Source organism: Metasolibacillus sp. FSL K6-0083 (genome assembly GCF_038630865.1).
In the GTDB taxonomy this organism is placed as follows: Bacteria; Bacillota; Bacilli; order Bacillales_A; family Planococcaceae; genus Metasolibacillus; species Metasolibacillus fluoroglycofenilyticus.
Map to the genome: position 1 here is coordinate 2487748 of NZ_CP152046.1, position 24561 is coordinate 2512308.

The window sequence follows — 24561 nt, forward strand, 5'->3', positions numbered from 1 at the left end:
TTTATTTAACACTTCCTGAAGTCATACCTTGTACAAACTGTTTTCTCACTAATAACATGAAAATAACTGTTGGTAGCATAAAGACAATTCCTGCAGCCGCCATTTGATTCCAAACAACACCTTTTTCTCCATTGAAGAATGATAATGCGATTGGTAAAGTAACAGCCTCTCTTTGTGTTAAAATCAATGCAAACATAAACTCATTCCATGTAATAACAAAGCAGAAAACTGTGGCGGTAATAATTCCAGGTAGCGCGGTAGGTATCAGAATTTTAGTAATAATCTGAAATCTATTCGCGCCATCAATCGATGCTGCCTCCTCCGTATCAATGGGAACGCGATCAATAAAGCCTTTGATTAACCAAATAGCATACGGGATTGTATGTCCCAGATTAACAATGATAAGCGCGACTGTCGTATCAATTAAATTTAGGTTTCTGAAAATCAAGAATAATGGAATTAAATTCACCACTAGCGGAATAAATTGTGTAGCTAAAATAGCAAACATAATTAATTGTTTTCCTTTAATTTCAAAGCGAGACAAACTATATGCCGCTAAAACACTTACTGGAATCGTAATAATCAATGTAGCAAAGACAATCCATATACTGTTGAAATAGTACTTTCCTAAATTAAATTGTTGGCTAAATAAAAACTTAAAATTATCTAAAACTGGCTGAAAAAATATCGTAAAATTATATGAATCATTTTCTGTCTTAAAAGCTGTCATCACAATCCATAATATAGGTAAGAACAAGAAAATAAGCACAAGGCATACACCAATATATCTAAGGAAATTCTTCATGTTGAACTTTTTTTGATTTGTCGATTTTACAACTGTCAACTCCAATCATCTCCTTTGCTTAGCTTTCTCATATAAATGACTACAAAAATAATTGTAATCATTGCTAATATATAGCCTAGCGCTGACGAATACCCCATATCAAAGTATCTGAAAGCATTTTTATAAATGAAGAAATTCAATACCTCTGTTGAGTTACCTGGTCCTCCTTGCGTTAAAGTGACAACAGGATCAAATACTTTTAGTGTGAACATTGTCATTAAAATAGAAGCAATTAAAATAATAGGCTTCATTAATGGTAGTGTAATTTTGAAAATCGTTTGTACCCACGTTGCTCCATCTACTTTTGCTGCCTCATATACCTCTGTTGAAATACCGATTAATCCACTAATAAACATTAAGCTCATAAATGGTAGCCAAATCCATACTGTCACCGATATTAAAGCCAACAAAGAAGTGACACTACTGCCTAGCCAAACAACATCACCTAAGAAGGGGAAAAATGTCCCCATAATTTTATGGAATAGGCCATATTCCGGGTTTAACATAAATCTCCATGAATAACCTACTAATGCCGGGCTGATTGCAAATGGAATAATAATAATCGCACGTACAAACTGCATAAACTTACCATCAGTGCTTAGTAACAGAGCAACAATAAAGCTTAACGTCAATGTAATTACAACGGTACTAATTACAAAAATTAGTGTGATGATGACACTATTCCAAAAATATTTATCTGTAAACGCCCTCATATAGTTATCCAATCCAACAAAGTTACCCATTTCAACGGATTTTTTCAAATCCCATTCATGAAGACTAATCCAAAATGAATTAAATAACGGATAAATTGTAATTAATAAGATAAGTAATAGTGCTGGAGCCAACAGTAAATATTTAAAAAGATTTTTATTCATCTTGTACCTCTTTTCTTATTTCATATGAACATCTACAGATTCATAAGAAATCGTTTGAATGAGATGAAAATAGACAAGTGTGCTAATATATTTTTAAGCTACTTAACACACTTGTACAATTTTACTATTCGTAATAACCAGCGCTTTGTAAAATGGCTTCAACTTGAGATGCAGCTTTATTTAATTCACTTTCTACAGATGCACCTGTAGCCATATTGGAAATAGCAGAGCTCAATGTATCTGCAATCTGTGACCATTCTGGAATGTTTGGTAATGCTTTCGAGTTTTCGAATCCTTCAGCTCCAACTTGATAGAAGTTGTTTGAAAGCTCATTTAATTTTGCATCCTTTAAATTATCAAGCTGTGTTACAACTGTTGATGCCTGCGATGGGTCAATTGTGTTTTCCCAAGTTTGCGTTACAATATCTAGTTCTTCTTCAGTAGACGAAATCCATTTTAAAACTTCCCAAGCAGCATCCTTATTTTTAGAGCCTTTTGTGATGGCTAATGGGAATGAGCTAATATTTGTTGATGTACCTTGACCATCCCATGTTGGTACTGGTGCATACTTTACATTTCCTACAACTTCAGGAGCGGATGCTTCAGCACTGTTAAATTCTGAGTACACCCACCACCAGCCAATCCAAATAGCACCGTCGCCTTGTTTAAAATGTGTACGAGAATCCTGCTCTCCATAAGAAACAGAGCTAGCAGCAGCTACTTTATCTTTTACTAATAAATCTACGTATCTTTGAGTTGCTTCAATTCCTTCTTGGTTATTGAAGATTGGCTTGTAGTTCTCATCAAAGATGTCGCCTTTATTGCCCCATAAATAAGATGTCCACATGAACAGGTTTTGTCCATTGTTACCCGTTTTATAGTATGGAACAATGGCATCCATGCCTTCATTTTCTTTAATCGTTTGTGCTACTACATCAAATTCATCCCAAGTCGTTGGCACTTCTAAATTGTATTTCTTAAAAATATCATCACGGTAAAACATCATCTGTACATGTCCACGCACTGGGAAGCTATAGATGCTACCATCAAACGTAGATAAATCAACTAACGATTTCGGCCATCTTCCTACATCAAAATTATCCTTTTGAATATAGCTGTCTAAAGGCTCTAAAAATTGTGTAAGGGCTGGTCCCATTGAATCTAAAAATACAACTAAATCATATGCACCACCGTTAGAAATACCATCAGTCGTAATATTTTCTAGTAAGTTGTCATACGGTGTTTCTAAAAATTCAACTTTAATACCTGTCTCTTTTGTGAATTCCTCACTACGCGCTTTCCAAGCATTAAACTGACCAATATCACCAGCAGATAATAGCACTTTGACAGGCTTTGATGTATCAACCTCACCCGAGCTTCCACCTGAACAGCCGCTAAGAACTAAGACTAAGACACTAACAAAAACCAATAAGAACTTACTTTTTTTCATAAATTTCTTCATCTAATTGCCCCCTAATTTATCATTTTTCGAAAACGTCATTTGCAAAATCTAATAATAAATTAATATCTTCTTCTAAAACTGTGAGCTGTATAGAAAATTTCAAGTCTCGATGAACTATATTGGATGGTAGAGACACTGTTGGAAACCCCATGACATTAAATGGGCTTGTACACCTAACAAGTAATTCTTCTACATCGTGTTGCTTTTGATTTAATGTAATCGTTGTAATGTCTAGCATAGGTGGAACAATCGGTAATGTCGGTGTTACAATCATGTCAACTTGTTTAAAATACTGAATAAATTTCTGTGTCCATGCTTCCTTTATTTCTAAAGCTTCATTGTACAGATTATCTGTAATTTCTAAGCTCCGTTGTAATGTGTTCTTGATTGTTTGGGAAAGATGTGAATTATTCCCTAAATCCTTCATATGTTCCCTGCCAAATTCCTTTGTACCAATTGTTCTAGTTACAGCTAATGTGTCTTGCAAAAAAGATGTATCTAGCTCAACTAGTTCAAATCCTAATTGCAGAAATTGTTGATAAACTTTCTCTAGTGAGTTGGCAACCTCTGCATCTAAGCATGTATCAAAATACCCTTTAGGAATGCCGATTTTTTTCACAGTTTTTATAGTATCCGTGCTAACCATATCAAGGCTCTGTAATACCTTTTTCAAATCGGCTATGTTTTTCGTCAATATGCCAATATGATCTTGAGTCACAGATAGTGGTGTTACCCCATGTAAAAGCGCCTTTTTATATGGAGCCTTAAACCCTACAATTTCATTACATGCAGCAGGAATACGCGTGGAGCCTGATGTATCTGTTCCTATTGAAAATAAAGATACACCTTGGGCAACTGCTACTGCTGAACCACTGCTTGAACCGCCTGGAATAAAGGTTGGATGCTGTGCATTCGTCACTGCACCAAACGAGGTACTTGGTAAAAGCACACTTGTTGCATATTCCGATAAATTGGTTTTTCCTAGACAGATTGCCCCTGCCCGTTCAAGTTTATCGAAAATAGAGGCATGCTCAGTTTTTTTCACAGCATTTGTTTCAAGTACACCATTTGTTGTTATGTACCCTCTTACATCAATACAATCTTTCACAGAAAACGGTACACCATACAATGGTTGATTGTCCTGCAAGGATTCTATTTCTTCGAATGCTAACTCTTCTGTTATTTGAATAAAGCTATTGGCATTTGGTTGCAAGTCATGAATTTTTTGAAAATAGGATTGAATGATTTCCCGTGGCTTAAATCGTTTGCTCTTATATCCATTTAATAAAGTTTGAATTGTCATTACAATGTTACTCCATACTTGCAATATATCCCTGCAATGATTTCATTAAGTAATTTGTTCCTACTAAAACTACATAGCTAGCCCCTCTAGCTACTGCTTTTTGGGCTGCCTCTACATTTCCTGCAACTTCTCCAACTGCAACATTCGCTGCATTTGCCTTTTTATAAATTTCTTGCACCACATTCATAACATCTGGATGATTTGAATTGTCCGTATATCCCATATCTACAGATAAATCTGTTAAACCAATAAAGATAAGGTCAATTCCTTCCACCTGTAAAATTTCATCCAAATTTTCAAATGACTCATATGTTTCAATATGAATTGCTATAAATGTCTCATTGTTGCATTCATCTAAATAACGCTGACCACTCAATAAGCCATATTTTGCTGCTCTATGTGAATAAGCGACCCCTCTTTTACCTAAAGGAGGGTATTTCGCTTGCTGCACAATTTTTAATGCATCCTCTTTCGTATTAACCATCGGTACTTGAATCCCGCGAGCACCTCGGTCAAGCGCTTTTTGAATACTTGATTCATCGTATGAAACACGGACGATTGATAATAAATCTACCGCATCTGCTGTTCGAATGAGCTCCTCTAAATCTCTGTCACTAAAAGCACCGTGCTCATTATCCAAAACAATAAAATCGAAGCCCCCTAAACCACACATCTCAACTAACGCTGGAGCATATGTGCCAAGAAACATCCCATTTGAAATTTTATCTGTAGAGGTTAAATCATTTTTTGATTGCATCTATAACACTCCTTAAAAAATTCTTTGTTCTGTTTCCTCATCAAAATAATGGGCATTATCCATATTAATTTGGATAAAGATATTATCATCAATGTTAAATGTCTCAGCAGTACGCAACTTGGCAATCATGTCATGCCCATCTAAATCAAAATAAAGAATCGTTTCAGAGCCAAGCATTTCAGGTACTGTAATTCGAGCCTTATATGTTTTTTCATCTTGTACAGCCTCAAGGCTTTTGGAGATGTCTTCAGGACGAATGCCAATGATAATTTTTTTATCTAAATAACCTTTGTCAATTAAAGTTTTTATACTTTGAGCAGAAGCTTTTAACATAATGTTGTCTACCTTTAAACCGTCATTTGTTACGACCCCCGTCAAAAAATTCATTGGTGGAGATCCAATAAAGCTAGCAACAAATGTATTTTGCGGTTTTTCATAAACTTCCGTTGGCGTACCAATCTGCATAATGCGTCCACTTTTCATCACTACAATGCGTGATGCCATTGTCAGTGCTTCCGTTTGGTCATGCGTAACATAAATCGTTGTTGTTTGTAATCGTTTATGTAGCTTAATAATTTCCGCTCGCATATGCATTCGTAGTTTCGCATCTAAATTTGATAAAGGCTCATCCATTAAAAAAACTTTGGCATCTCGAACGATGGCTCTGCCTAATGCAACTCGTTGTCGTTGTCCTCCAGATAAGGCTTTCGGCTTTTTATCCAAGTATTTTGTTAAATCTAGTATTTCAGAAGCATTTTCTACTCTTTGGCGAATTTCTGCTTTATCCATTTTTCTTAATTTCAACCCAAATGCCATATTGTCATAAGTAGTCATATGAGGATACAAGGCATAGTTTTGAAACACCATCGCGATATCGCGGTCTTTTGGCTCAACATCGTTTACGCGGTCATTGCCAATGAGAAAATCACCCGATGAAATTTCCTCTAACCCTGCTATCATACGTAGAGTAGTAGATTTCCCACAGCCTGATGGTCCAACAAGCACAATAAATTCATGGTCTTTTACTTCTAAATTAAAATTCTCAACTGCATTTGTGCCGTCACTATATGTTTTATAAATATTTTTTAATGTTAAATCAGCCATTTAAACCCTCCTGAACTTTTAAGAATTTGCTAACCAATCTTTTACGATATTTGCGATTTTTTTGGGCTGTTCTAAGGTTGATAAATGTCCTGTTTCAGGTAGAATGACTAGCTTTGCATTAGCAATTTTCTCAGACAGATAACGCGACATGGCAACTGGGCAAACTTGATCTTCTTCGCCTACAACAACTAATGTATTGCAAGGGATAGAGCTTAAAATAGTAGTTTGATTTTGCCTCGTTTGTACAGCATCCAATTGTTGCAAATAAACTTGTTGTCCAACTTCTAACGCCATATCTTGAACAGCAGAAAATAAAGAAGGATTAGTTGGAGCCAGTGCAGGTGCCCAGCACTCTGTTACAAAATTTTCAAAGCCTTGTGTTTCAATAAAATGTCGATTATTAGCCCAGCTTTTAAATTGATTTTCCGTTGGTGGAAAAGGATTGGTATTAAATAAAATTAGTTTTTCGACTCTCTTTGGAGCAATTGCAGCTACTTGGAGTGCTACAATTCCTCCTAAAGAGAGACCTGCCAATATAAATGGTCCTTCTATATGCTGTAAAACATCTTGTGCCATATCTTTAATCGTATTTTTTTCATTCAAATTAAAAATTATAGTTTCTCCTGAATAGCCTAAATATTCAGTCATCTCTGACCATAATTTTTCTGTACAAAGCGTACCAGACAAATATACGATAGGAAGTGACATTATTTTTCTCCCATTTTTAAATTCTCAGCTATTTTCTTTTCCAGCTCTTCAAAATTATCTGGCTTAATCATTTTTCCAAATTGATCTGCTTTAAAGCCATACTCTTCTGCCTTTTTAATTAATTCTTTTGGCCAGTATGGATCCTTTCCTTCAAATACTTCATGCTGCTCTAATACAGCAAAAATCCAAGATTCTTCCTCACTAATATTTTCAAAGCCTCGCCATAAGCCTGGTGGTAAAGAAATTAAATCCCATGGACCAATTATTGTTTCGCCTTGAATTTCATCTTCGCTATTTCCCCAATAGAAGCGCCACTGACCTGTTAGAGGTAAAAACGCTTCAATATAATCATGTGTATGGTAGGCTGGTCCATTTCCTTTTGGTGCTTTTACCATACCGATTTGGAAGCCATGTGGAGATGTAATTTTTGGGGAGAATTTATCATTTTCACTCGCTGTATCTCCGATTAGCGCGTAATTTATACGATTATGCCCTGGTAAAATGCTATCAATGAACATTAAAGGAATACCATCTTTCTTAAGCTCATCAAAACGGATAACGAAATTGTTTTCCATTTCTTCATTTGAATAATTTGTTTTGAATTTTGGTTGAACTGTCATAAATAATCTCTCCTTAGTTATTTGATATTGCCGTAGTAGGCATCCTCATAAATCTTTTTAATGGAATCTTCAGTTAATTTATATGGTGTATTATCTAATAAACGGTGAATTTGACTTGCAGCTGTCGCCATCATCTCTAAATCTTCAAATTTAACATTCAATTCTTTTAATGTAGATGGTAAATTTAAGTCTTCAAGTAACTTAAATAAATATGCTACAAAATGCTCAACAACATTGCTAGAATTAATGTCTTCTTCGTATAAATCCATAATCTTCATCACTTCTAATAATTCTTCTGTGTTGGCTTTCCCTATCATTTTAAATACATAGGGCAGTAGTAAAGCATTGGCCACACCATGCTCGATATGGTAATACCCCCCTAATGGATAAGCTAAGGCATGAATTGCTCCTACACCTGCATTTGCTAAGGAAACGCCACCTAATAAACTAACCCAGCTCATATTTTCTCGAGCAATTTTATTTTCCCCGTCATGTACAGCCTTCTTAATGTTTTTAGGGAACAATGCCATTGCTTTTTCGGCATATATTTTTGTTAACATAGTTGCTCTTTTCGCTAAGTATGATTCGATTGCATGTGTAAATGCATCTACGCCAGAAGCTGCTGTGACTCTTGGCGGGCAAGTAAGCGTTAAATTGGGATCAATAATTGCAATGTCTGGAAGTAAAACATCACTAATAATACCGCGTTTAACTTGTTGTACCTCATCACCAAAAATTGCATTCATTGTTACTTCTGAACCTGTTCCCGAAGTTGTAGGAATTAAAATGGATTTGACAGCTCTTGCTTCGATTATTTTTTCACTGCTTAAATAAGGTTGAATATCTTCCTTATCAGCTAGTGCAGCAGTAATTTTCGCTACATCTAAAGAGCTACCACCACCAATTCCGATAACCGCTTCAATGCCTTTATTTTTTATGCTATCGTATACTGCATTCACTAATCCGAATGTTGGCTCACCTACAATATCAGTAAATGTTGTGATTTGTAGAGATTCATCAGCAATCAATGATACAAGCTGGCTAACAAGACCTGTTTTTTCAATCCCTTTATCACTAATAATCAAGACTTTGCTAACATTTAATTCATTTAACAAACCTTTCACAGATTGAAGTGAATCGTAACCGAATCTAATACATTTCGGGCTTTTGAAATCTTTCACTTCTACAGAAAGTCCATTATTCATTGTTAAAATCTCCCTTTGAATTCGAATTCAAAATTTACCAAACTGTCCAGCCACCATCCACTAATAATGTGTGACCTGTTATCATATCCGAACTCTTTGTACTTAATAATAAAACTGCCCCCAAAATATCTTCACTTGTTGCTAATCTTCCTAAAGGTATTCTGTCTAAAACATTTTGCTTAAAGGTAGGTTCTTGGAACATCTTTTCCGTAAAGTTTGTTGCAATAAAAGTAGGAGCAATACCATTAACATTAATTTTATATTCTGCCCATTCAATGGCTAGGGCTTTTGTTAATTGGTTTAGAGCTCCTTTACTTGCAGAATATGCACTACGTTTATAGTATCCAACAAACCCCATTTGAGAAGACATGTTAATAATTTTCCCATAGTTATTTAGCTTCATGTATTTTCCTACAGTTTTACATAGGAAGGCAACGCTCGTTACATTCAGCCTCATAATCTTTTCCCAATTTTCTACTGTTACATCTTCAATAGCCTCTGGAATATTAATACCTGCGTTGTTGATTAAAACATCAATTCTTTTACATTCTGAATAAATATCAGAAACTAAACCTTCAATTTGATGAACATTTTCTAAATCGAAAGGCTTTATTGTTACCTTTCCATTTTTCTTGTTTATTTCATCTTCCACTAATTTCAATTTGGCTTCATTGCGTGCAATCAGCACAACATGAGCCCCTTGCTCTGATAAAAATAATGCTATTTCTTTTCCAATTCCTTCACTTGCTCCAGTGACAATGACAACTTTATCGTTAATATCAAATAATTTATTTAACATCCTCTATTATCCTTTTGTACTTTTAGTTGTTCCACGTACAATAAGTTTTGGCTCTAATACAATTTGAACAGGGGAACTCGATTCTCCACTTATTAATGCCAACAAATTAGTAAGTGCTAATTTACTCATTTCTTCTTTTCGTTGAGAAATTGTTGTTAATTTTACATATGGATTCCCAGCTATGTTGATATCATCAAACCCCATTATTGAAATCTCTTCAGGTACTTTTTTATTACAACGAGAAATCGCTTCCAATACTTCTAATGCGATGCTATCTGTCGAAGCAAAGATAGCTGTCACATTTGGATTTGTCTGTAATAAATTCATGGAAAAGTCTAATGCACTATTATGATTATTCGCTTCAAAAACTAATTCTTCATTATAAGCAATACCATTATCTTGTAATGCTTGTTTGTACCCTAAAAATCGATCATTAAATGTTGAGTACTCTTGATAACCAGTTATAGTTATATAAGCAATGCTTTTATGTCCATTTTCAATCAAATATTGCATTGCTATTTTCGAACCTTTTAAATCATCAACTATTACATAATTCGCTTGCTCTAAGTTATCCATAGACCTATTAAAAAACAGAATTGGGATTGTACTATCAACTATATTGACTGTTAGTTCTTCTCGTCGCTTCACAGTTGCAACAATGACACCATCTACCCTACGATTTAATAATTTACTTAGTACCTCTGAAAGCGATTCGTTTTTGGAATCCCCATCCATCATAATTACATCATAATTCAATTTACTGGCTTCATTTAGAATCACCTGCGCCGTTTCAGCATAGAATGGATTCGCTAAATTCCCAACAATCAAGCCAATTGTATTCGTTTTTTTCTTCACTAAACTTCTAGCAATCTCATCAGGCTTAAAACCTAACTCTTCAATCGCATTTAATACTTTCATTCTAGTCGCAGGTCGAACATAAGGAAAATCATTAAGCACTCTCGAAACAGTTGTTTGAGACACACCTGCAAGTTTAGCTACGTCATATGCATTTGGTCTCTGGCTCAAAAAATATCCCCTTTCTTTTTTGAATTCGAATTCATAAAATTCTTATCCATACTTTAGCATACCGATAATTAAATTTGCAATACCTTTTTAAAATATTTTTTATTTTCTGTCTATTATATTTTCTCTCGTTTACGCAATTAATTTATTCATTAATACCGTTTTTCCCTCAACTTTAAAGATAAAAAATCAAAGTTATTAAAGCTTTTATAAGTTCGTTTTCATTTACAATGTACAGGGAATCTAACTACCCTATTATTTCACTCCGAATATTTGTAATGCAATCATACTTTCTCCCGCCATCTTGCTTTTATTTCCTTAATAAGGACTGATAACCTAGCTATTTGTCAGCCTTTTGTAATAGTTTATTATACATCTACAAGCCATAATAATCACATTCTAATAAATTTGCCAAAACAATAGTACCTATATATTCTAGTAAAATATTACTTGGTGAATTTCCACTAATCATTTGTTTTTATCATAGTACTGAGTCAGTAAAGTATTGGAAAATATCTATACTTAAATGAAATAGCAGTTGACACATATTTCATTCCGAAGGACAATAATAAATAGAATATACGCCTTTTACAATATTTGAAATAATTGAAAGGATGAATCATTATGGCATTATTTGATCGTATTAAATTTGATGGACTGCGCTCAAGAGATTGGGTTATTTACAAATACCCAACGGAAAATATAAAACTGGGTAGTACTTTAATTGTAAATGAAGGACAAGTAGCATTATTTGTAAAGGGAGGACAAGTATGTGACGCTTTTCCTTCTGGTTCATATGTACTTTCCACAAACAATTTACCAATCATCGGCTCTATTGTGAATTTTGCATATGGTGGAAAAACACCATTTACGGCTGAAATTTATTATATTAACTTAGCTAGCAAGCTTGATTTATATTGGGGAACATCTAATCCAATCCAATTGATTGACCCTAAATATTTTGTTAAATTACGAATTCGTGCATTTGGTCAAATGGCTCTTCGTATTGATAATTATATGCTATTCTTCTCAGAGCTTATTGGCAGCATGACTTCAGATGAGATTGTGCAATATGAAAAAGTACAAGAATATTTCCGAGGCTTATTAATTACACATATAAAAACAGAGCTAGCAAATAAGATTATTCGTGAAAAAATTTCTGCCTTAGAAATCTCAACAGAATTAGCAAACCTTTCTCAATCAATGGAAGAAATCGTAAAAGAAAAATTTGAGGGGTATGGCTTCTCACTTTTAAGCTTCCATATAAAATCAATTAATTTCCCAGATGAAGACTTTGAGGAGATTAATAAAATTTTAACAGCTCGCGCTAAATTTGAGATTATGGGCGATGACCGCTATACAACACAGCGAAGCTTTGATGTTTATGAAGGTGCGGCAAATAATCAAAATAACGTGACAAGCTCGGTGCTATTAAGTAATTTTGGCTTAAATACAGCCTCTGAAATTATTACGAGCATGCAGCAACAACTTCCACCGTTAAAAAGTATAGACAAGCATTCCGTTTGCCCTTCATGTAATGAAAAGGTTAAGCCGAATAGCAAATTTTGTAATTCATGCGGAGCTAATATGGAGAAAAAGGTATTTGCTTGCCCTTCATGTAACTTTGAAAATAATGAAAATGCGAACTTTTGTGGCAACTGTGGTAAGAGCTTTAAAAAATCTACTTGTTCCTGTGGGACAATACTCGATTTCGATGCCCGCTTCTGTCATAATTGCGGCGAAAAAGCAAACTAACTTATTCGTAATAAAGCAATAACATAACTTTTACATTATAATCGTGTAATTTTAGGAGGTTTCTATAAATGAGTAATTTAAAATGTTCTCAATGTGGTGCACCTGTTGAAGAAAATACAGCACATTGCAAATATTGTGGTGGGAAATTAGACCTTCCCCCTCAAACAACAGCACAAGCTCAACCTGCTTTTCAACAGCAGGCTTACCAAGCACCTGTAAATACTAGTCTTGCTCCTGGTATAGACCCTTCATGGCCAATTAAATCAAAACTGCTTGCTGCTGTACTCGCTATCTTATTTGGCTCACTAGGTATCCATAAGTTTTATTTAGGGCGTCCTGGAATGGGATTTCTTTATTTAATCTTCTGTTGGACTTATATTCCAGGCTTTATCGGCTTCATCGAAGGAATTATTTACTTAGTACAAAAAGAACATAATTTCCAAGTGAAAAATCGTGTTCGCATTAGTTAATACAATAAATAAGTGTCTGAAAACGTGCGCACGCACTGCTTTTCAGACACTTTTTTCTTATTAAAGTTTGAAAGAGGTGTACAATTTTTGAAAGATTGCAAATAGAGCGGAACTACAATCAGTGGGGTTTTACGGGCAGTTGATTTCCCATTTATCCTTTGTGTATTTTCACTTAAGTTTTGAAGTGGGCTTCTTACTGCTCGTTAATGTGGGATAAGTTTGATGAAATAGATAATGAATATCAAAGAAAAGAGCGTGTTTTAGAAAAAAGGATTTACCAAAACACGCTCTAAATATTTTTAGTTAGCTCATTATTTTTGTTGCTGCACAGTTGTTGATTTAAAATAGGAGCTTTGCATAAAGAAATTAATTCAGTTAGGTCATGATGACTAAAGTGTCTCACCCAATTTCTGAATCTGTGAGTGGGAAATTAAATAGACATTGCCTAAAATATCGATTTTGTCTCCCTTTACACGTACAGCGCAATCTTTGTTCGAAGCATAAACATTCATTTCTTTCGATAAGGGAGATAGTTCATCTTGAACAAGCGCAATATTATTTTCAAGGTCAAAATGAGACAGGACGGAAAAATTGCTAAGGCCGATTCCATCGTAAACAGAGCTTATTTCAACTTTATAACCAAAGTTTTTCGAGCATAACCATTTAGCGGACATATTGATTGCACCAGCGCTTGCTCCCATTACAACGGCTCTGCTTTCTTTAATCAAGCCTGACAATTCATATTCCATCAAAAACTCATTTTGTTTAAGAGTATTTCCACCTAACAAGAAAATGACTGAAGCATTTTGAATTAAGGTTTGGGCATCTTCCTTCTGTACGCGATAATTAATTATATGGTATTCATCAAATATAATGCCTGCCTGCTCAAGCCACGTGCGTTCAATCGCACCGTCATCTTCATAAAACAATGGATTGGAGCTAATCATAGCAAGCGATTTTCTGTCAGTAATATCTTCCTGTAACACCTTGCTTAAATTCTCTGGAAAAAAATTATTAAACCAGCCTAAATAATAGTGAGTTTTCATAAATACCCCCGCAGCAAAGTGTAAGTAGCATTACTTCTTCTATTTTATTGTCACTAGCATGATACCGTAAAAATAACCTCTTTAGTTATCTAATGTAATGTATTGTGTAACATTACTATCGGGCTTTTTCAAAGCTACAGTTATAAATACTGAGTTTATAGCCTTTTTGATATTATTTTTCTGGCACTGCAATTACTGCTTTCCCCCCCATATAAGGTACTAGCACTTCAGGAACTTTTACGCTGCCGTCCGCTTGCTGATAGTTTTCTAAAATTGCAGCGACTGTACGTCCAATCGCTAAGCCTGAACCATTTAATGTATGCACGTATTCTGGCTTTGCTCCTTGCTCACGACGGAAACGGATGTTGGCACGACGCGCTTGGAAATCTTCAAAATTTGAAATAGAAGAAATTTCACGATACATATCTTGCGTTGGGAACCATACTTCTAAGTCATATTTTTTTGCTGCTGTAAAGCCTAAGTCAGATGTGTTCATTAATAGTTTACGATATGGTAGCTCTAATAATTGCAATACCTTTTCAGCATGACCTGTTAATAGCTCCAATTGCTCGTAAGATTCCTCTGGTTTTACAAAGCGCACAAGCTCTACTTTGTTGAATTGGTGCTGACGAATAAGCCCGCGCGTATCGCGCCCCGCTGAACCTGCCTCAGAACGGAAGCAAGCACTATATGCTGCAAAGCCTTTTGGTAGCATTTCTCCATCTAAAATTTCATCGCGATAGAAGTTTGTTACAGGTACTTCTGCGGTTGGTGCTAAGAAATAATCTAACTCCTCTAGCTTAAAGACATCCTCTGCGAATTTTGGTAATTGCCCTGTACCTGTTAACGCATCACGATTAATAATAACTGGAGGCATCATTTCCTCATAGCCATGCTCTTCGGCATGTAAATCCATCATAAAGCTCATTAATGCACGCTCTAAACGTGCGCCTAAACCGCGGTAAAATAAGAAGCGGCTGCCTGTTACTTTACCCGCGCGCTCGAAATCAACAACACGTAAGTCTGTCGCTACATCCCAATGTGGCTTTGGTTCAAAATCGAACGCTGTCTTTTCGCCCCATGTATACACTTCCACATTGTCATCCTCTGTTTCACCCACAGGCACAGATGGATGTGGAATGTTTGGCAAACGCATCATCATATCTTCAAATTTTTCTTCTACTGCACGTAATGTTTCATCAAGCGTTTTGATTTCTTCCCCTACCTCACGCATACGTGCAATGACATCGTCTGCGTTTTCTTTATTGCGCTTCATCATTGAAATTTGCTCAGATACTTTATTACGATCTGCCTTTAATACCTCTGTTTTGGCAATTAAATCACGACGCTCTGCATCCAATGCTTCAAATTGGTCAAAAGTTCCTAAATCCTCATTGCGTGTAAGCAACACTTTTTTTACTTCTTCATAATTTTCCCGAATACGTTTAATATCTAACATATTTCTTCCTCCATTCTTTAGTACACTAATTCGCTGAAACGACAAAAAAGCCCCCATCCCCTAAAAAGGGACGAGAGCTACCCGCGTTGCCACCCTAATTGAATAAACAAATACTGCTTATTCCACTTCGTTCATAACGGCTTTAGTCACCGGTCTTTGCCTACTATCATTTTCAGCAAGACAACTCAAGGACGGATTCACAAGTGTTTTTATTAGCTTGCACCAACCGCTAACTCTCTATAAAAAAACGTGCTTGTTACTACTTCCTATCATCGCATTATCTTATAATTTGCATTCATTGTACTATAGGTTATTTTTTTTCGCAACTCGTAACAAGCATTGCTACTTATTTTTACGTATAATGACGGTGAGGTGATTTGCCTATGCAACAAGCAAAAATTATTGTTGTTGATGATGAAAAAGAGATTGCTGACTTAATTTCCTTACATTTAGAAAAGGAATTTTATGATGTCATTACATGCTACGATAGCACAAAAGTATTGTCTATATTACAAAATCAAATAATTGACCTTATTATATTAGACATTATGATGCCTAATATGGACGGCTATACATTAGCTACACAAATTCGCAAAAATTTCAATATGCCCATCATTTTTGTTAGCGCCAAAACTTCCGATTTTGATAAGGTTCATGGACTTGCACTCGGCGCTGATGATTATATAACAAAACCATTTACGCCAATTGAATTAGCAGCTCGTGTCAATGCACAGCTTCGACGCTTTAAAACATTAAATACAGCCTTTTCTACTACAGCACCGATACTGCAATATGGTGGATTAATCATTTTGCCAGAGAAGCGTGAGGTCAAGCTGTATGATGAGGTGCTTGATTTAACCCGTAAGGAATTCGATATTTTATATTTACTTGCCAGCCATCCTAAAAAAATATTTAGCACAGAAAATATTTTTGAGGAAGTATGGAATGAGGCGTATTTTGAAGGTGCCAATACAGTGATGGTACATATCCGTAATTTGCGCAAAAAATTAAAAGAGAATAAAAAAAATCAGTTTATCAAAACTGTGTGGGGAGTAGGTTATACATTTAATGATTAAGCGATTTCACAATTTCCGTGTTCAAATGGCTTTTTTATTTGCCGTTAGTATGGCTTTTTCAGGGGCTATTACAGGCGTGATTTTCTCGATATTGCGCTGGTATTACAAGCAAAATGTTTATGCTGACACCAGCTTAGCTGATTTACGCCAAAATTTGCGAGCCTTTGGTGATACTAATGCCTTTTTAGTTGTATTTGCCCTCTTATCGTTTCTCATTTTTATGCTGTTAACTAAAAAATATACGGGCTATTTTCAAACGATTTCTACTGGCATTCGCCATCTCGCAGATGGTGATTTTTCTCAAAAAATTCATATCCAAAGTCGCAATGAATTTGGCGAGGTAGCCGAGCATATAAATATAGCTGCCAAAATGCTACAAGAGGCAATTGAACGAGGTGATTTTTCAGAATCAAGTAAAAATGAATTAATCGTAAATTTAGCACATGATTTACGCACACCTCTTACCTCTGTACTCGGTTATTTATATTTAATTTTACATGATGAAAATTTAACAGAGGAGCAAAAAAAGCATTTTTTAACGATTGCCTATACGAAAGCAGGTCGATTAGAAGGTTTAATCGATACATTATTTGAAGTGACTCGATTAAACTACGGCATGCTTCCACTAAAGCAAACTGCATTCGATATCGGACATCTTTTATTACAACTTGCTGAGGAAATGTATCCGATTGTTGAGCAAGCGAATTTGATTACTCGCACCGAAATTGAAGATAATTTAATGGTTTACGCAGATGGAGAGCTATTAGCACGTGTCTTTGAAAATCTAATTACCAATGCATGTCGCTATGGTGTAGATGGTCAATATATTGATATTACAGCTAAGACTGTAGACGATTCGCTTGAAATACGAATTTGTAATTACGGGAGCATGATTCCCGAGAAAGATTTACCCTATCTATTTGATATGTTCTATACAGCTGATAAATCGCGTTCTTCTGAACATAACAGTACTGGATTAGGCTTATTTATCGCTAAAAACATTGTTGAGCAGCACGAAGGCACAATTTCTGCTACAAGCTCATTGAAGGAAACATGCTTTATTATTAATTTAAGAAAGATTTAAGTATTTCCGTACAAATTATTTAAGCTCTCCTCTTTATTATGAAAGTAATAGCAGGGAGGAGAAAAAATGAAAAAAATCATTGTTATTTTACTTATTTTTAGTATCGGCGCATGGTTTACTTTCAATAATCAAAAATCAAATATTGATGGACATACATCAGCCAAAGAACAAGTATATCAGGGTGATTTATTAATCGTAAATCATGATTTTCCGATTAAAAAGAAATACATCCCAAAGGATCTTGTTAATGCTTCGAAAACAAATTACAACAATTACTACGTCGTTTTATATAACGATATTTTAATTTCTGAACATATAAAAGCACCATTCGAAGCTTTAATGGAGCAGGCCTATCATGAAGGCATCTCCAATTTTATGATAAGCAGTGGCTTCAGAAGCTTTGAGGAGCAGAAAAGATTATATGATGAATATGGCAAGGACAGTGCTCTTCCTGCTGGCTATAGTGAGCATAATTTAGGTTTATCATTAGATATTGGCTCTACACAAGGTCGTATGGAAGATACATTTGAAGGACAATGGCTCGCTGAAAATGTATGGCAGCATGGCTTCATCATGCGTTACCCGAAAAATAAAACGCATATTACAAAAATTAAATATGAGCCTTGGCATATTCGCTATGTTGGCTTGCCACATAGTGTACTAATGCAAGAAAAAGATTTAGCACTTGAAGAGTATATTGAATTTTTAAAAGATGAACAAATCGTTCATACATCTGTTAATGGTCAAGATTATACAATTGAGTACTATGACAGTGTACTTTTTTCAAAAGCTGTACTTCCAAAGGATAAAACATATACTATATCCGGTGACAATCAAAGTGGTATTATTATTACAATTGAGGGCTAATAGTAAAAAAAGCACGCAACTGAAGTTCATTTAATATTTGAAAGAAAAGACTTTACCCTTTCATCAAAAATCATGTCTGAAAAGCAGTGCGTTCGTTTGCTTTTCAAACACTCAATATTATATTTGAAGGAGTGACGAACAATGGATATGCTGCTATTCTCATTGGACCGCGATACGAGCACGCCATTGTATGAGCAGTTATATGAGGGCATTAAGGACGCAATCATTCAGCAGAAAATTGCCGTCGGTGAAAAATTGCCCTCTAAAAGAAAGCTTAGTGATTTTTTAAATATTAGCCAAACAACCATTGAGCTAGCCTATGCACAGCTTTTGGCGGAGGGCTATATCGCCTCAAAGCCACGCGTAGGTTATTTTGTTGAGGATATTGATGAGCTACCCTTTATTGAAAAGCCGATTAATAGTACACCAACTGTTCAAAAAAAACGGACATATAAAATTGATTTTTCTCCTGGGAAAATTGACGAGGATTCCTTTCCTTTCACTGTTTGGAGAAAATATGCAAAAGAGCTTATTGATTTGCACTCCAAAGAGCTACTACAAATTGGCGACCGCCAAGGGGAGTATGAATTGCGTACGCAAATCGCCAGCTATTTATATCAATCGCGTGGCATCAATTGCACAGCAGAGCAAATCGTTATTGGCTCTGGTACAGAGCAGCTCATGCCCTTTATTTTACGCTTATTCGATGATACAAATATTGCGTTAGAAAACCCCGGCTATTCGGCAATTCCTCGCAATCATTTAGAGCATGTGGCGATTCCTGTTGATGTCGATGCAGATGGCTTGCTCGTTGACCAGCTAGAAAAAACAGAGGCGAATTTAGTATATATTACGCCCTCACATCAATTCCCAACAGGCGCTGTTTTATCTGCTGCGCGCCGGGCTCAATTATTAAAATGGGCTGCCCAAAAAGAATCACGATATATTATTGAAGATGATTATGATAGCGAATTTCGTTATATTGGAAAACCAATCCCTGCACTTCATAGTTTGGACCAAAATGATAAAGTTATTTATATGAGTACATTTACAAAATCGCTGATGCCTTCGTTACGTGTTGCATATTTTGTGCTTCCACCAACTTTACTGGCTCGTTATAATGAAGTATTCGGCTATTATTCTGCGACTGTTCCACGCTTTGATCAGCATATTTTAGCCCACTTTATGAAGGATGGGCATTTTTCAAAGCATCTCAATCGCATGCGTAAAATTTATCGTAAAAAGCACGATAAGCTATTATCCATACTCACGAGGCATTATCCAGCAATTAAAGTATCGGGAGATGTCGCTGGCATGCACGTATTAATTCAAGTTCCACACGAAAAACAGGAGCATGAATTACAGCAAATTGCTATCGAAAATGATATCTCCATCTTACCTATTTCGAATTATTTATTAACTCCAGTACAGCTCAAGCGCCCAACATTTCTATTAGGTTTCGGCGGCATCCCAATCGATAAAATCGAGCCCCATCTTGACGCACTTATGGCAGTATGGAGCATTGACAAACATTAATACAAAATGAGTGTAAGGAAAATAAAGATTGTCCTAATAGATGCAATCTTTTAAAAATATCTTGTACAATTAGATTCCAGTATGTCACATATTTTGAAGGGAGGCGTCAGTTAACCGTTGTAATAGGACGTGATGGTTTTCGATTAACTTCCACCAAACAGCTCCAAAAAATCAATCATTTTATTATTGAAAGTAGAGGCGATTTAATGAAAACATGGACAAAGACCATTAACATAAATGCCCCCATAGAAAGCATTTGGCAACTACTTAATGGCTCTTTATCTGATTTGCAAAAGATTATGCCACAAGTAATTGAAAACAAACCTATAAAAATAACGGAGGAAGTAGTTGGCAGCGTTTATCGCCAAAAATATAAAGAAGGAAAACGTATCGAAGAGTATGATGTAAAGACACTTAACTATACGAATGAGCTTGATAAAAAAATATTGAAAGTAGGCTTTACACTCGCTAATATGTTTGAAATTACAGCTTACTATGAATTAAATAAAATAAATGAAACAGAAACTTCTTTCACGTATACTGTAACGAATAATTCATTAAAATGGTTCGGAAAATTATTTTTATTATTTGCTTCAGATAAAATAGTTGTTGAATTTTTAGAACGTGTCAAAAAAGTAGCTGAAGCACAATATTAATTACTGATTAGATACTCCCACCTAAATAATCAAGTTTAATGTTACAATACAAACGCTCAAGTGAATTTTGGGTGTTTGTCTTTTTGTTAGAAAGTGAAGTCCATCTTCTACAATGAAAAAACATCAATTTGAAGAGTGATATAATTATCATTTTACGTACTAAAGTACAATCAATACTTTAATAAAAGCATGGAGCATTAGTAAACACTAATGCTCCACCAGCTCAATAGCATATTCCTCAAACCACATATCTATCTGAATTAAAAATGCTAGCAGCTGTGGTCCTGCCATTAGCTGGCCAAACCAAGGCACTCGGAAAGATGAACCTCCCGATTGCATCAGCTCATTGATTTTTTCATGATTGAACAGCTCGTATAAAATTGAATTTTCATTTTCTAGTCGCTGCTGCAATATTTTCTGAACCCCATTTGTATATTTAGGGTGGTAGGTTTTAGGATATGGATTCTTTTTCCGATATACTACTTCTTTAGGTAAAATGCCCTCAAAGGATTTTCTTAATATACCTTTTTCCAAGCCGCCAATTGTTTTCATTTCCCAGGGAATATTCCAAGCATATTCAACAAGGCGATGGTCTGCAAAAGGGACGCGAACTTCTAAGCCTGCTGCCATCGTCATACGATCTTTACGCTCCAATAAGGTTTGCATAAAGTATTGGCGATTCAAATAAAAGAGCTGCTGTCTCTTATCATTTGTAGGTATCTGTGTAATTTCATCTTGATAAGCTTGCTGTAAATAATCCTTTAATGGTAGTCTTTGCTGCCAGCTACCTTGAAGTAATTGCGCTCGTTCGTCGATAGAGCGAATCCAAGGAAAGAATGGTGTTTCATTATAAAACCAAGGGTAGCCACCAAATAATTCATCTGCGCATTCACCCGATAAGGCAACAGTGAAATTTTTCTTAATTTCTTGGCCAAATAATATAAGGGAACTATCAATATCCACCATACTCGGATAATCCTTCCCCCGTAGTGCCTGTTTTAAATACGCAACGAGCTGCTCCTGCTCTATAATAATTTCATGATGCACTGTATTAAATTGCTTGCTCATTATGTCTATCCAATAACCATCCCGTGTCGTTTGAAAATCATTTTTTTTAAAAAATTGGGCATTATCTTCATAATCTATTGAATAAGTGTGAAGCTTTTCACCATGCTCTTTTAATGTGTTCGCGGCAATTGCAGTAATAATGCTTGAATCAAGCCCTCCAGATAGTAATGTACAAAGCGGCATATCGCTAACTAATTGACGTTGAATTGCATCGATTGTCAATTCTCGTACATGCTCAATCGTTTGCTCTAATGAATCTTTATGCTCCTTGCTCTCCACATCCCAATAACACCAAGTCGTCATCTTATTTTGATTGAATTGTAAAGCGTGTGCAGGTGGTAATTCAAAAATATTTTTGAAAACTGTTGTGCCTGGTTTTCTAGAAGGGCCGATGCTTAACAATGCTGTTAATCCTTCATAGGTAACAATTGGACGGATTGTATGATGTGCTAATAAGGCCTTTATTTCAGAAGCAAATAATAGTCCCTCAGCGTTTTGTGTGTAAAATAGAGGCTTTACACCTAATCGGTCGCGGAATAAATAAATTGATTGCTGGCTATCATCCCATACAGCAAAGGCAAAAATGCCGTTTATACGCTCTACACAGTGCTCTTTCCATTCTATAAATGCATACAGTAAAACTTCCGTATCTGATGTTGTTGTAAATGTATAGCCTTGTGTGATTAACGCCTGACGCAATTCCTCAGTATTATAAAGCTCACCGTTATACACAATGGTATAAAGTTTATCTCGATGAGTTCTTGTCATTGGCTGCGCCCCGCCTACCACATCAATTACCGCCAATCTACGATGACCAAGCTGTACATGCTGTTCAGTCCAAATAGCCTGTGCATCAGGGCCTCTATGCGCTAAAATATCCGTCATCTGCTGTATTTGCTGCGTATCAGTTAATACTTTAGCAAAGCTCACGATACCCGCAATTCCACACATTTTTTCACGCTCCTTCACGTATTATGTATATGCACCTCTCCATTTTAGTAGAACAGCAATAATCGAGCTTTTACAGACCGTTAATACATGTTAAAAGGAGATTTTAAAATCCGTGTTTTTAATCTCAATAAAATATGGAGTTACACATAGTCCAAAAAACTGTGGTTGCTTTACTATAATTAAAATCACTTTTTACTTATTCAAAGAGAAGCCGCTAAATTGACTGTTTACAACCTTCTAAAACACAAAAAGTTGTCTGAAAGCGACGTACTAACGTGCTTTCGGACAACTTCATTTAAAATTATTAGCTAAATAAGCCTGTTACACTTCCCCATAAGTTACTGAAAAATTTGCCGATACCTTGGAAAAATAATGAGATGCCGCTAGCACGCTCTACAGACGCTGTTGTTATAATATCTACTGTTAGTTGCTTGCCGTCAATAAAGCCGTAATCTGTGCCTTCTGAGCGCTCTAATGAGGCTTGTCCCACTACGACACCTTCCTCAACTGCAGCCTCTAATTCCTCGTTCGATAAATTCAAAACAGGCTTATATAAATCTTTTTCATTTGTTTTAATCATGACAGAGATAGGCTCTTTCGTTGCAATTGCAACATTATCTTCTTTCCCTTTCGTCACTTTCACTGACTTTTGCTCTTCAAATACATAGTTAGTAGGTAATAACTCTTGTTTTGTGAATTGACCAAACCCATAATCAAATAGCTTTGCTGTTGCATCAAAACGCGCTTCATAAGAGCCTACACCATTTGCATCAACAGCCTTCATTACCACTGCAATAAGTCGTGTTCCATTACGCTCAGCCGTTCCTGTGAAGCAATACCCTGCAAATGTTGTTGTACCTGTTTTTAAGCCATCTACCCCCTCATAGGAGTAAACAAGTTCTGGTAACATGAAGTTCCAGTTTTCCATCTTAATTGCATCGCTTGTCCCTTCTCGGAAAGTCTTTTTAGCAATTTTAGATGTTTCCAAAACCTCTGGGTGCTGCTTTAGTAGAAGATAGGCTAATTTGGCTGTCGATTTAGCCGACATCACATTTTCATCCTCTGCACCAGTGCCTGATGGATGCATACCAAATAAATCAATATTGTTTAAACCTGTTGAGTTAACAAATTTATACCCCTCAAGTCCAAGTTCTTCCGCCTTTGCGTTCATTAACTTTAAAAATTCTGTTTCCGTCCCTGCAATTGTTTCTGCAATCGCAACTGTCGCAGCATTTGCTGAATAAATTGCCATCGCTTCATACAATTCTCGTATTGTATAAACACCATCTGCTCGTAACGGTACATTACTTAATGCACGATTTTGAGACATTTTATACGTATAGTCTGTTACACGATATTCCTGTTCCCAAGTAATTGTTCCCGCTTTTATTGCATCAAGCAATAAATATTCTGTCATCATTTTTGTCATACTTGCAATACCTAATGGTGTATCTGCATTTTGTTCATACAAAATTTTCCCTGAATCTGCGTCAATTAAAATCGCTGCGTCTACTGTCAAACCTAAATCAGTTTCTGCATTTGCCACCGGTGCTGTTACTAGCATGCTTAGTAATAAAATCGGAAGCATTAGCAAACTGATCATTTTCATACTTGCCTTTTTCACAAAGCTACCTCCACTAAATAGTTTCTCCTTCGCCATTTTATCATAGAACGTCAATAAATGTAGGATTTATCTCGATGCTACAAAAAATTACCTTTTATAGATTGTATGTAGTTCAATTATTAGAAAAATCAAGATAAAGCTCCGACGAATGTCATAGATATTTCAAGCTTAATTAATAAAAAACACTCTGTTAACAATAGTATTGACGTTAACAGAGTGGATTAGTTGCATTTTTTTTATTCAGCAAATGCCACATCTTTAGGCGATAA

Annotated in this window: 22 protein-coding genes and 1 other annotated feature; of the genes, 7 read left to right on the forward strand and 15 right to left on the reverse strand. The window is 35.6% G+C overall.

The window, feature by feature from the left end; genetic code table 11:
- Window position 1: 1 nt before the first annotated feature.
- The 11 genes from MHB51_RS11605 to MHB51_RS11655 form a co-directional block, all read right to left on the reverse strand.
- Window positions 2-730 (reverse strand): carbohydrate ABC transporter permease, encoded by a 729-nt coding sequence (locus MHB51_RS11605; protein ID WP_342558202.1) that lies wholly within the window; start codon window positions 728-730, stop codon window positions 2-4.
- 110 nt (window positions 731-840) lie between these two features.
- Window positions 841-1719, reverse strand: coding sequence for a sugar ABC transporter permease (locus MHB51_RS11610; RefSeq protein WP_066165935.1), 879 nt, complete (start codon window positions 1717-1719; stop codon window positions 841-843).
- Window positions 1720-1843: 124 nt separating this feature from the next.
- Window positions 1844-3181, reverse strand: coding sequence for a sugar ABC transporter substrate-binding protein (locus MHB51_RS11615; RefSeq protein WP_235616102.1), 1338 nt, complete (start codon window positions 3179-3181; stop codon window positions 1844-1846).
- A gap of 19 nt (window positions 3182-3200) precedes the next feature.
- Window positions 3201-4484, reverse strand: a complete 1284-nt coding sequence (locus MHB51_RS11620; RefSeq protein WP_066165932.1) for an amidase — start codon at window positions 4482-4484, stop codon at window positions 3201-3203.
- Window positions 4485-4491: 7 nt separating this feature from the next.
- Window positions 4492-5241, reverse strand: coding sequence for an aldolase/citrate lyase family protein (locus MHB51_RS11625; protein ID WP_107943779.1), 750 nt, complete (start codon window positions 5239-5241; stop codon window positions 4492-4494).
- A 12-nt stretch (window positions 5242-5253) separates the two neighbouring features.
- Window positions 5254-6345 (reverse strand): sn-glycerol-3-phosphate ABC transporter ATP-binding protein UgpC, encoded by a 1092-nt coding sequence (ugpC, locus tag MHB51_RS11630; RefSeq protein WP_066165926.1) that lies wholly within the window; start codon window positions 6343-6345, stop codon window positions 5254-5256.
- Window positions 6346-6363: 18 nt separating this feature from the next.
- Complete coding sequence (locus MHB51_RS11635) at window positions 6364-7053, reverse strand: alpha/beta hydrolase (RefSeq protein ID WP_342558203.1); 690 nt, start codon at window positions 7051-7053, stop codon at window positions 6364-6366.
- Window positions 7053-7673: a hypothetical protein gene (locus tag MHB51_RS11640; RefSeq protein ID WP_066165916.1), complete on the reverse strand. Its 621-nt coding sequence runs from the start codon at window positions 7671-7673 to the stop codon at window positions 7053-7055. Before MHB51_RS11640 ends, MHB51_RS11635 begins: the two co-directional genes overlap by 1 nt.
- Before the next feature lie 17 nt (window positions 7674-7690).
- A complete protein-coding gene (locus MHB51_RS11645; RefSeq protein ID WP_066165913.1) occupies window positions 7691-8878 on the reverse strand; it encodes an iron-containing alcohol dehydrogenase in 1188 nt (395 codons plus the stop codon).
- A gap of 34 nt (window positions 8879-8912) precedes the next feature.
- On the reverse strand, window positions 8913-9677 hold the full coding sequence (locus MHB51_RS11650; RefSeq protein ID WP_066165911.1) for a glucose 1-dehydrogenase: 765 nt from the start codon (window positions 9675-9677) through the stop codon (window positions 8913-8915).
- A gap of 6 nt (window positions 9678-9683) precedes the next feature.
- A complete protein-coding gene (locus MHB51_RS11655; protein WP_066165907.1) occupies window positions 9684-10703 on the reverse strand; it encodes a LacI family DNA-binding transcriptional regulator in 1020 nt (339 codons plus the stop codon).
- A 621-nt stretch (window positions 10704-11324) separates the two neighbouring features.
- Between MHB51_RS11655 and MHB51_RS11660 the strand changes: the two genes are divergently transcribed.
- Window positions 11325-12455, forward strand: coding sequence for an SPFH domain-containing protein (locus tag MHB51_RS11660; protein WP_066165903.1), 1131 nt, complete (start codon window positions 11325-11327; stop codon window positions 12453-12455).
- 257 nt (window positions 12456-12712) lie between these two features.
- Window positions 12713-12925, forward strand: coding sequence for a TM2 domain-containing protein (locus tag MHB51_RS11665; RefSeq protein ID WP_235616103.1), 213 nt, complete (start codon window positions 12713-12715; stop codon window positions 12923-12925).
- Between the two features lie 389 nt (window positions 12926-13314).
- On the opposite strand, the gene MHB51_RS11670 is transcribed toward MHB51_RS11665, so the two are convergent.
- Together MHB51_RS11670 and serS are read right to left on the reverse strand one after the other, a co-directional pair.
- Window positions 13315-13971: a Type 1 glutamine amidotransferase-like domain-containing protein gene (locus MHB51_RS11670; protein ID WP_066165897.1), complete on the reverse strand. Its 657-nt coding sequence runs from the start codon at window positions 13969-13971 to the stop codon at window positions 13315-13317.
- A gap of 172 nt (window positions 13972-14143) precedes the next feature.
- Entirely contained in the window at window positions 14144-15430 is a 1287-nt protein-coding gene (gene serS / locus MHB51_RS11675; RefSeq protein WP_342558204.1) for a serine--tRNA ligase, read from the reverse strand.
- 63 nt (window positions 15431-15493) lie between these two features.
- Window positions 15494-15712: a binding site (T-box leader), on the reverse strand.
- A 101-nt stretch (window positions 15713-15813) separates the two neighbouring features.
- On the opposite strand from serS, the gene MHB51_RS11680 reads away from it, so the two are divergent.
- The 5 genes from MHB51_RS11680 to MHB51_RS11700 all read left to right on the forward strand — a co-directional run bounded on the left by MHB51_RS11680 (window position 15814) and on the right by MHB51_RS11700 (window position 20649).
- Window positions 15814-16506 carry a response regulator transcription factor gene (locus MHB51_RS11680; protein ID WP_107943786.1) on the forward strand — a complete coding sequence of 231 codons (693 nt, stop codon included), beginning with the start codon at window positions 15814-15816 and terminating at the stop codon, window positions 16504-16506.
- The gene (locus tag MHB51_RS11685; protein WP_066165889.1) at window positions 16499-17590 is read left to right on the forward strand and encodes a HAMP domain-containing sensor histidine kinase; all 1092 of its coding nucleotides are present in this window, start codon (window positions 16499-16501) and stop codon (window positions 17588-17590) included. The genes MHB51_RS11680 and MHB51_RS11685 overlap by 8 nt, the downstream gene beginning before the upstream one ends.
- Window positions 17591-17656: 66 nt before the next feature.
- Window positions 17657-18457 (forward strand): M15 family metallopeptidase, encoded by an 801-nt coding sequence (locus MHB51_RS11690; protein ID WP_066165886.1) that lies wholly within the window; start codon window positions 17657-17659, stop codon window positions 18455-18457.
- Window positions 18458-18598: 141 nt separating this feature from the next.
- Window positions 18599-19993: a PLP-dependent aminotransferase family protein gene (locus tag MHB51_RS11695; RefSeq protein ID WP_342558205.1), complete on the forward strand. Its 1395-nt coding sequence runs from the start codon at window positions 18599-18601 to the stop codon at window positions 19991-19993.
- A gap of 206 nt (window positions 19994-20199) precedes the next feature.
- Window positions 20200-20649: an SRPBCC family protein gene (locus tag MHB51_RS11700; RefSeq protein ID WP_342558206.1), complete on the forward strand. Its 450-nt coding sequence runs from the start codon at window positions 20200-20202 to the stop codon at window positions 20647-20649.
- 207 nt (window positions 20650-20856) lie between these two features.
- Here the strand turns inward: MHB51_RS11700 and asnB are convergent, their stop codons facing one another.
- Together asnB and MHB51_RS11710 are read right to left on the reverse strand one after the other, a co-directional pair.
- Complete coding sequence (asnB, locus tag MHB51_RS11705; RefSeq protein ID WP_342558207.1) at window positions 20857-22668, reverse strand: asparagine synthase (glutamine-hydrolyzing); 1812 nt, start codon at window positions 22666-22668, stop codon at window positions 20857-20859.
- Between the two features lie 304 nt (window positions 22669-22972).
- Complete coding sequence (locus MHB51_RS11710; RefSeq protein WP_342558208.1) at window positions 22973-24328, reverse strand: D-alanyl-D-alanine carboxypeptidase family protein; 1356 nt, start codon at window positions 24326-24328, stop codon at window positions 22973-22975.
- Between the last annotated feature and the right edge of the window lie 233 nt (window positions 24329-24561).

What these genes read in the sequence shown, in the direction of transcription:
- MHB51_RS11605 (WP_342558202.1), bottom strand. Translation starts at nt 730, where the DNA reads ATGACAGCTTTTAAGACAGAAAATGATTCATATAATTTTACGATATTT.
- MHB51_RS11610 (WP_066165935.1), bottom strand. Translation starts at nt 1,719, where the DNA reads ATGAATAAAAATCTTTTTAAATATTTACTGTTGGCTCCAGCACTATTA.
- MHB51_RS11615 (WP_235616102.1), bottom strand. Translation starts at nt 3,181, where the DNA reads ATGAAGAAATTTATGAAAAAAAGTAAGTTCTTATTGGTTTTTGTTAGT.
- MHB51_RS11620 (WP_066165932.1), bottom strand. Translation starts at nt 4,484, where the DNA reads ATGACAATTCAAACTTTATTAAATGGATATAAGAGCAAACGATTTAAG.
- MHB51_RS11625 (WP_107943779.1), bottom strand. Translation starts at nt 5,241, where the DNA reads ATGCAATCAAAAAATGATTTAACCTCTACAGATAAAATTTCAAATGGG.
- ugpC (WP_066165926.1), bottom strand. Translation starts at nt 6,345, where the DNA reads ATGGCTGATTTAACATTAAAAAATATTTATAAAACATATAGTGACGGC.
- MHB51_RS11635 (WP_342558203.1), bottom strand. Translation starts at nt 7,053, where the DNA reads ATGTCACTTCCTATCGTATATTTGTCTGGTACGCTTTGTACAGAAAAA.
- MHB51_RS11640 (WP_066165916.1), bottom strand. Translation starts at nt 7,673, where the DNA reads ATGACAGTTCAACCAAAATTCAAAACAAATTATTCAAATGAAGAAATG.
- MHB51_RS11645 (WP_066165913.1), bottom strand. Translation starts at nt 8,878, where the DNA reads ATGAATAATGGACTTTCTGTAGAAGTGAAAGATTTCAAAAGCCCGAAA.
- MHB51_RS11650 (WP_066165911.1), bottom strand. Translation starts at nt 9,677, where the DNA reads ATGTTAAATAAATTATTTGATATTAACGATAAAGTTGTCATTGTCACT.
- MHB51_RS11660 (WP_066165903.1), top strand. Translation starts at nt 11,325, where the DNA reads ATGGCATTATTTGATCGTATTAAATTTGATGGACTGCGCTCAAGAGAT.
- MHB51_RS11670 (WP_066165897.1), bottom strand. Translation starts at nt 13,971, where the DNA reads ATGAAAACTCACTATTATTTAGGCTGGTTTAATAATTTTTTTCCAGAG.
- serS (WP_342558204.1), bottom strand. Translation starts at nt 15,430, where the DNA reads ATGTTAGATATTAAACGTATTCGGGAAAATTATGAAGAAGTAAAAAAA.
- MHB51_RS11680 (WP_107943786.1), top strand. Translation starts at nt 15,814, where the DNA reads ATGCAACAAGCAAAAATTATTGTTGTTGATGATGAAAAAGAGATTGCT.
- MHB51_RS11685 (WP_066165889.1), top strand. Translation starts at nt 16,499, where the DNA reads ATGATTAAGCGATTTCACAATTTCCGTGTTCAAATGGCTTTTTTATTT.
- MHB51_RS11690 (WP_066165886.1), top strand. Translation starts at nt 17,657, where the DNA reads ATGAAAAAAATCATTGTTATTTTACTTATTTTTAGTATCGGCGCATGG.
- MHB51_RS11695 (WP_342558205.1), top strand. Translation starts at nt 18,599, where the DNA reads ATGGATATGCTGCTATTCTCATTGGACCGCGATACGAGCACGCCATTG.
- MHB51_RS11700 (WP_342558206.1), top strand. Translation starts at nt 20,200, where the DNA reads ATGAAAACATGGACAAAGACCATTAACATAAATGCCCCCATAGAAAGC.
- asnB (WP_342558207.1), bottom strand. Translation starts at nt 22,668, where the DNA reads ATGTGTGGAATTGCGGGTATCGTGAGCTTTGCTAAAGTATTAACTGAT.
- MHB51_RS11710 (WP_342558208.1), bottom strand. Translation starts at nt 24,328, where the DNA reads ATGGCGAAGGAGAAACTATTTAGTGGAGGTAGCTTTGTGAAAAAGGCA.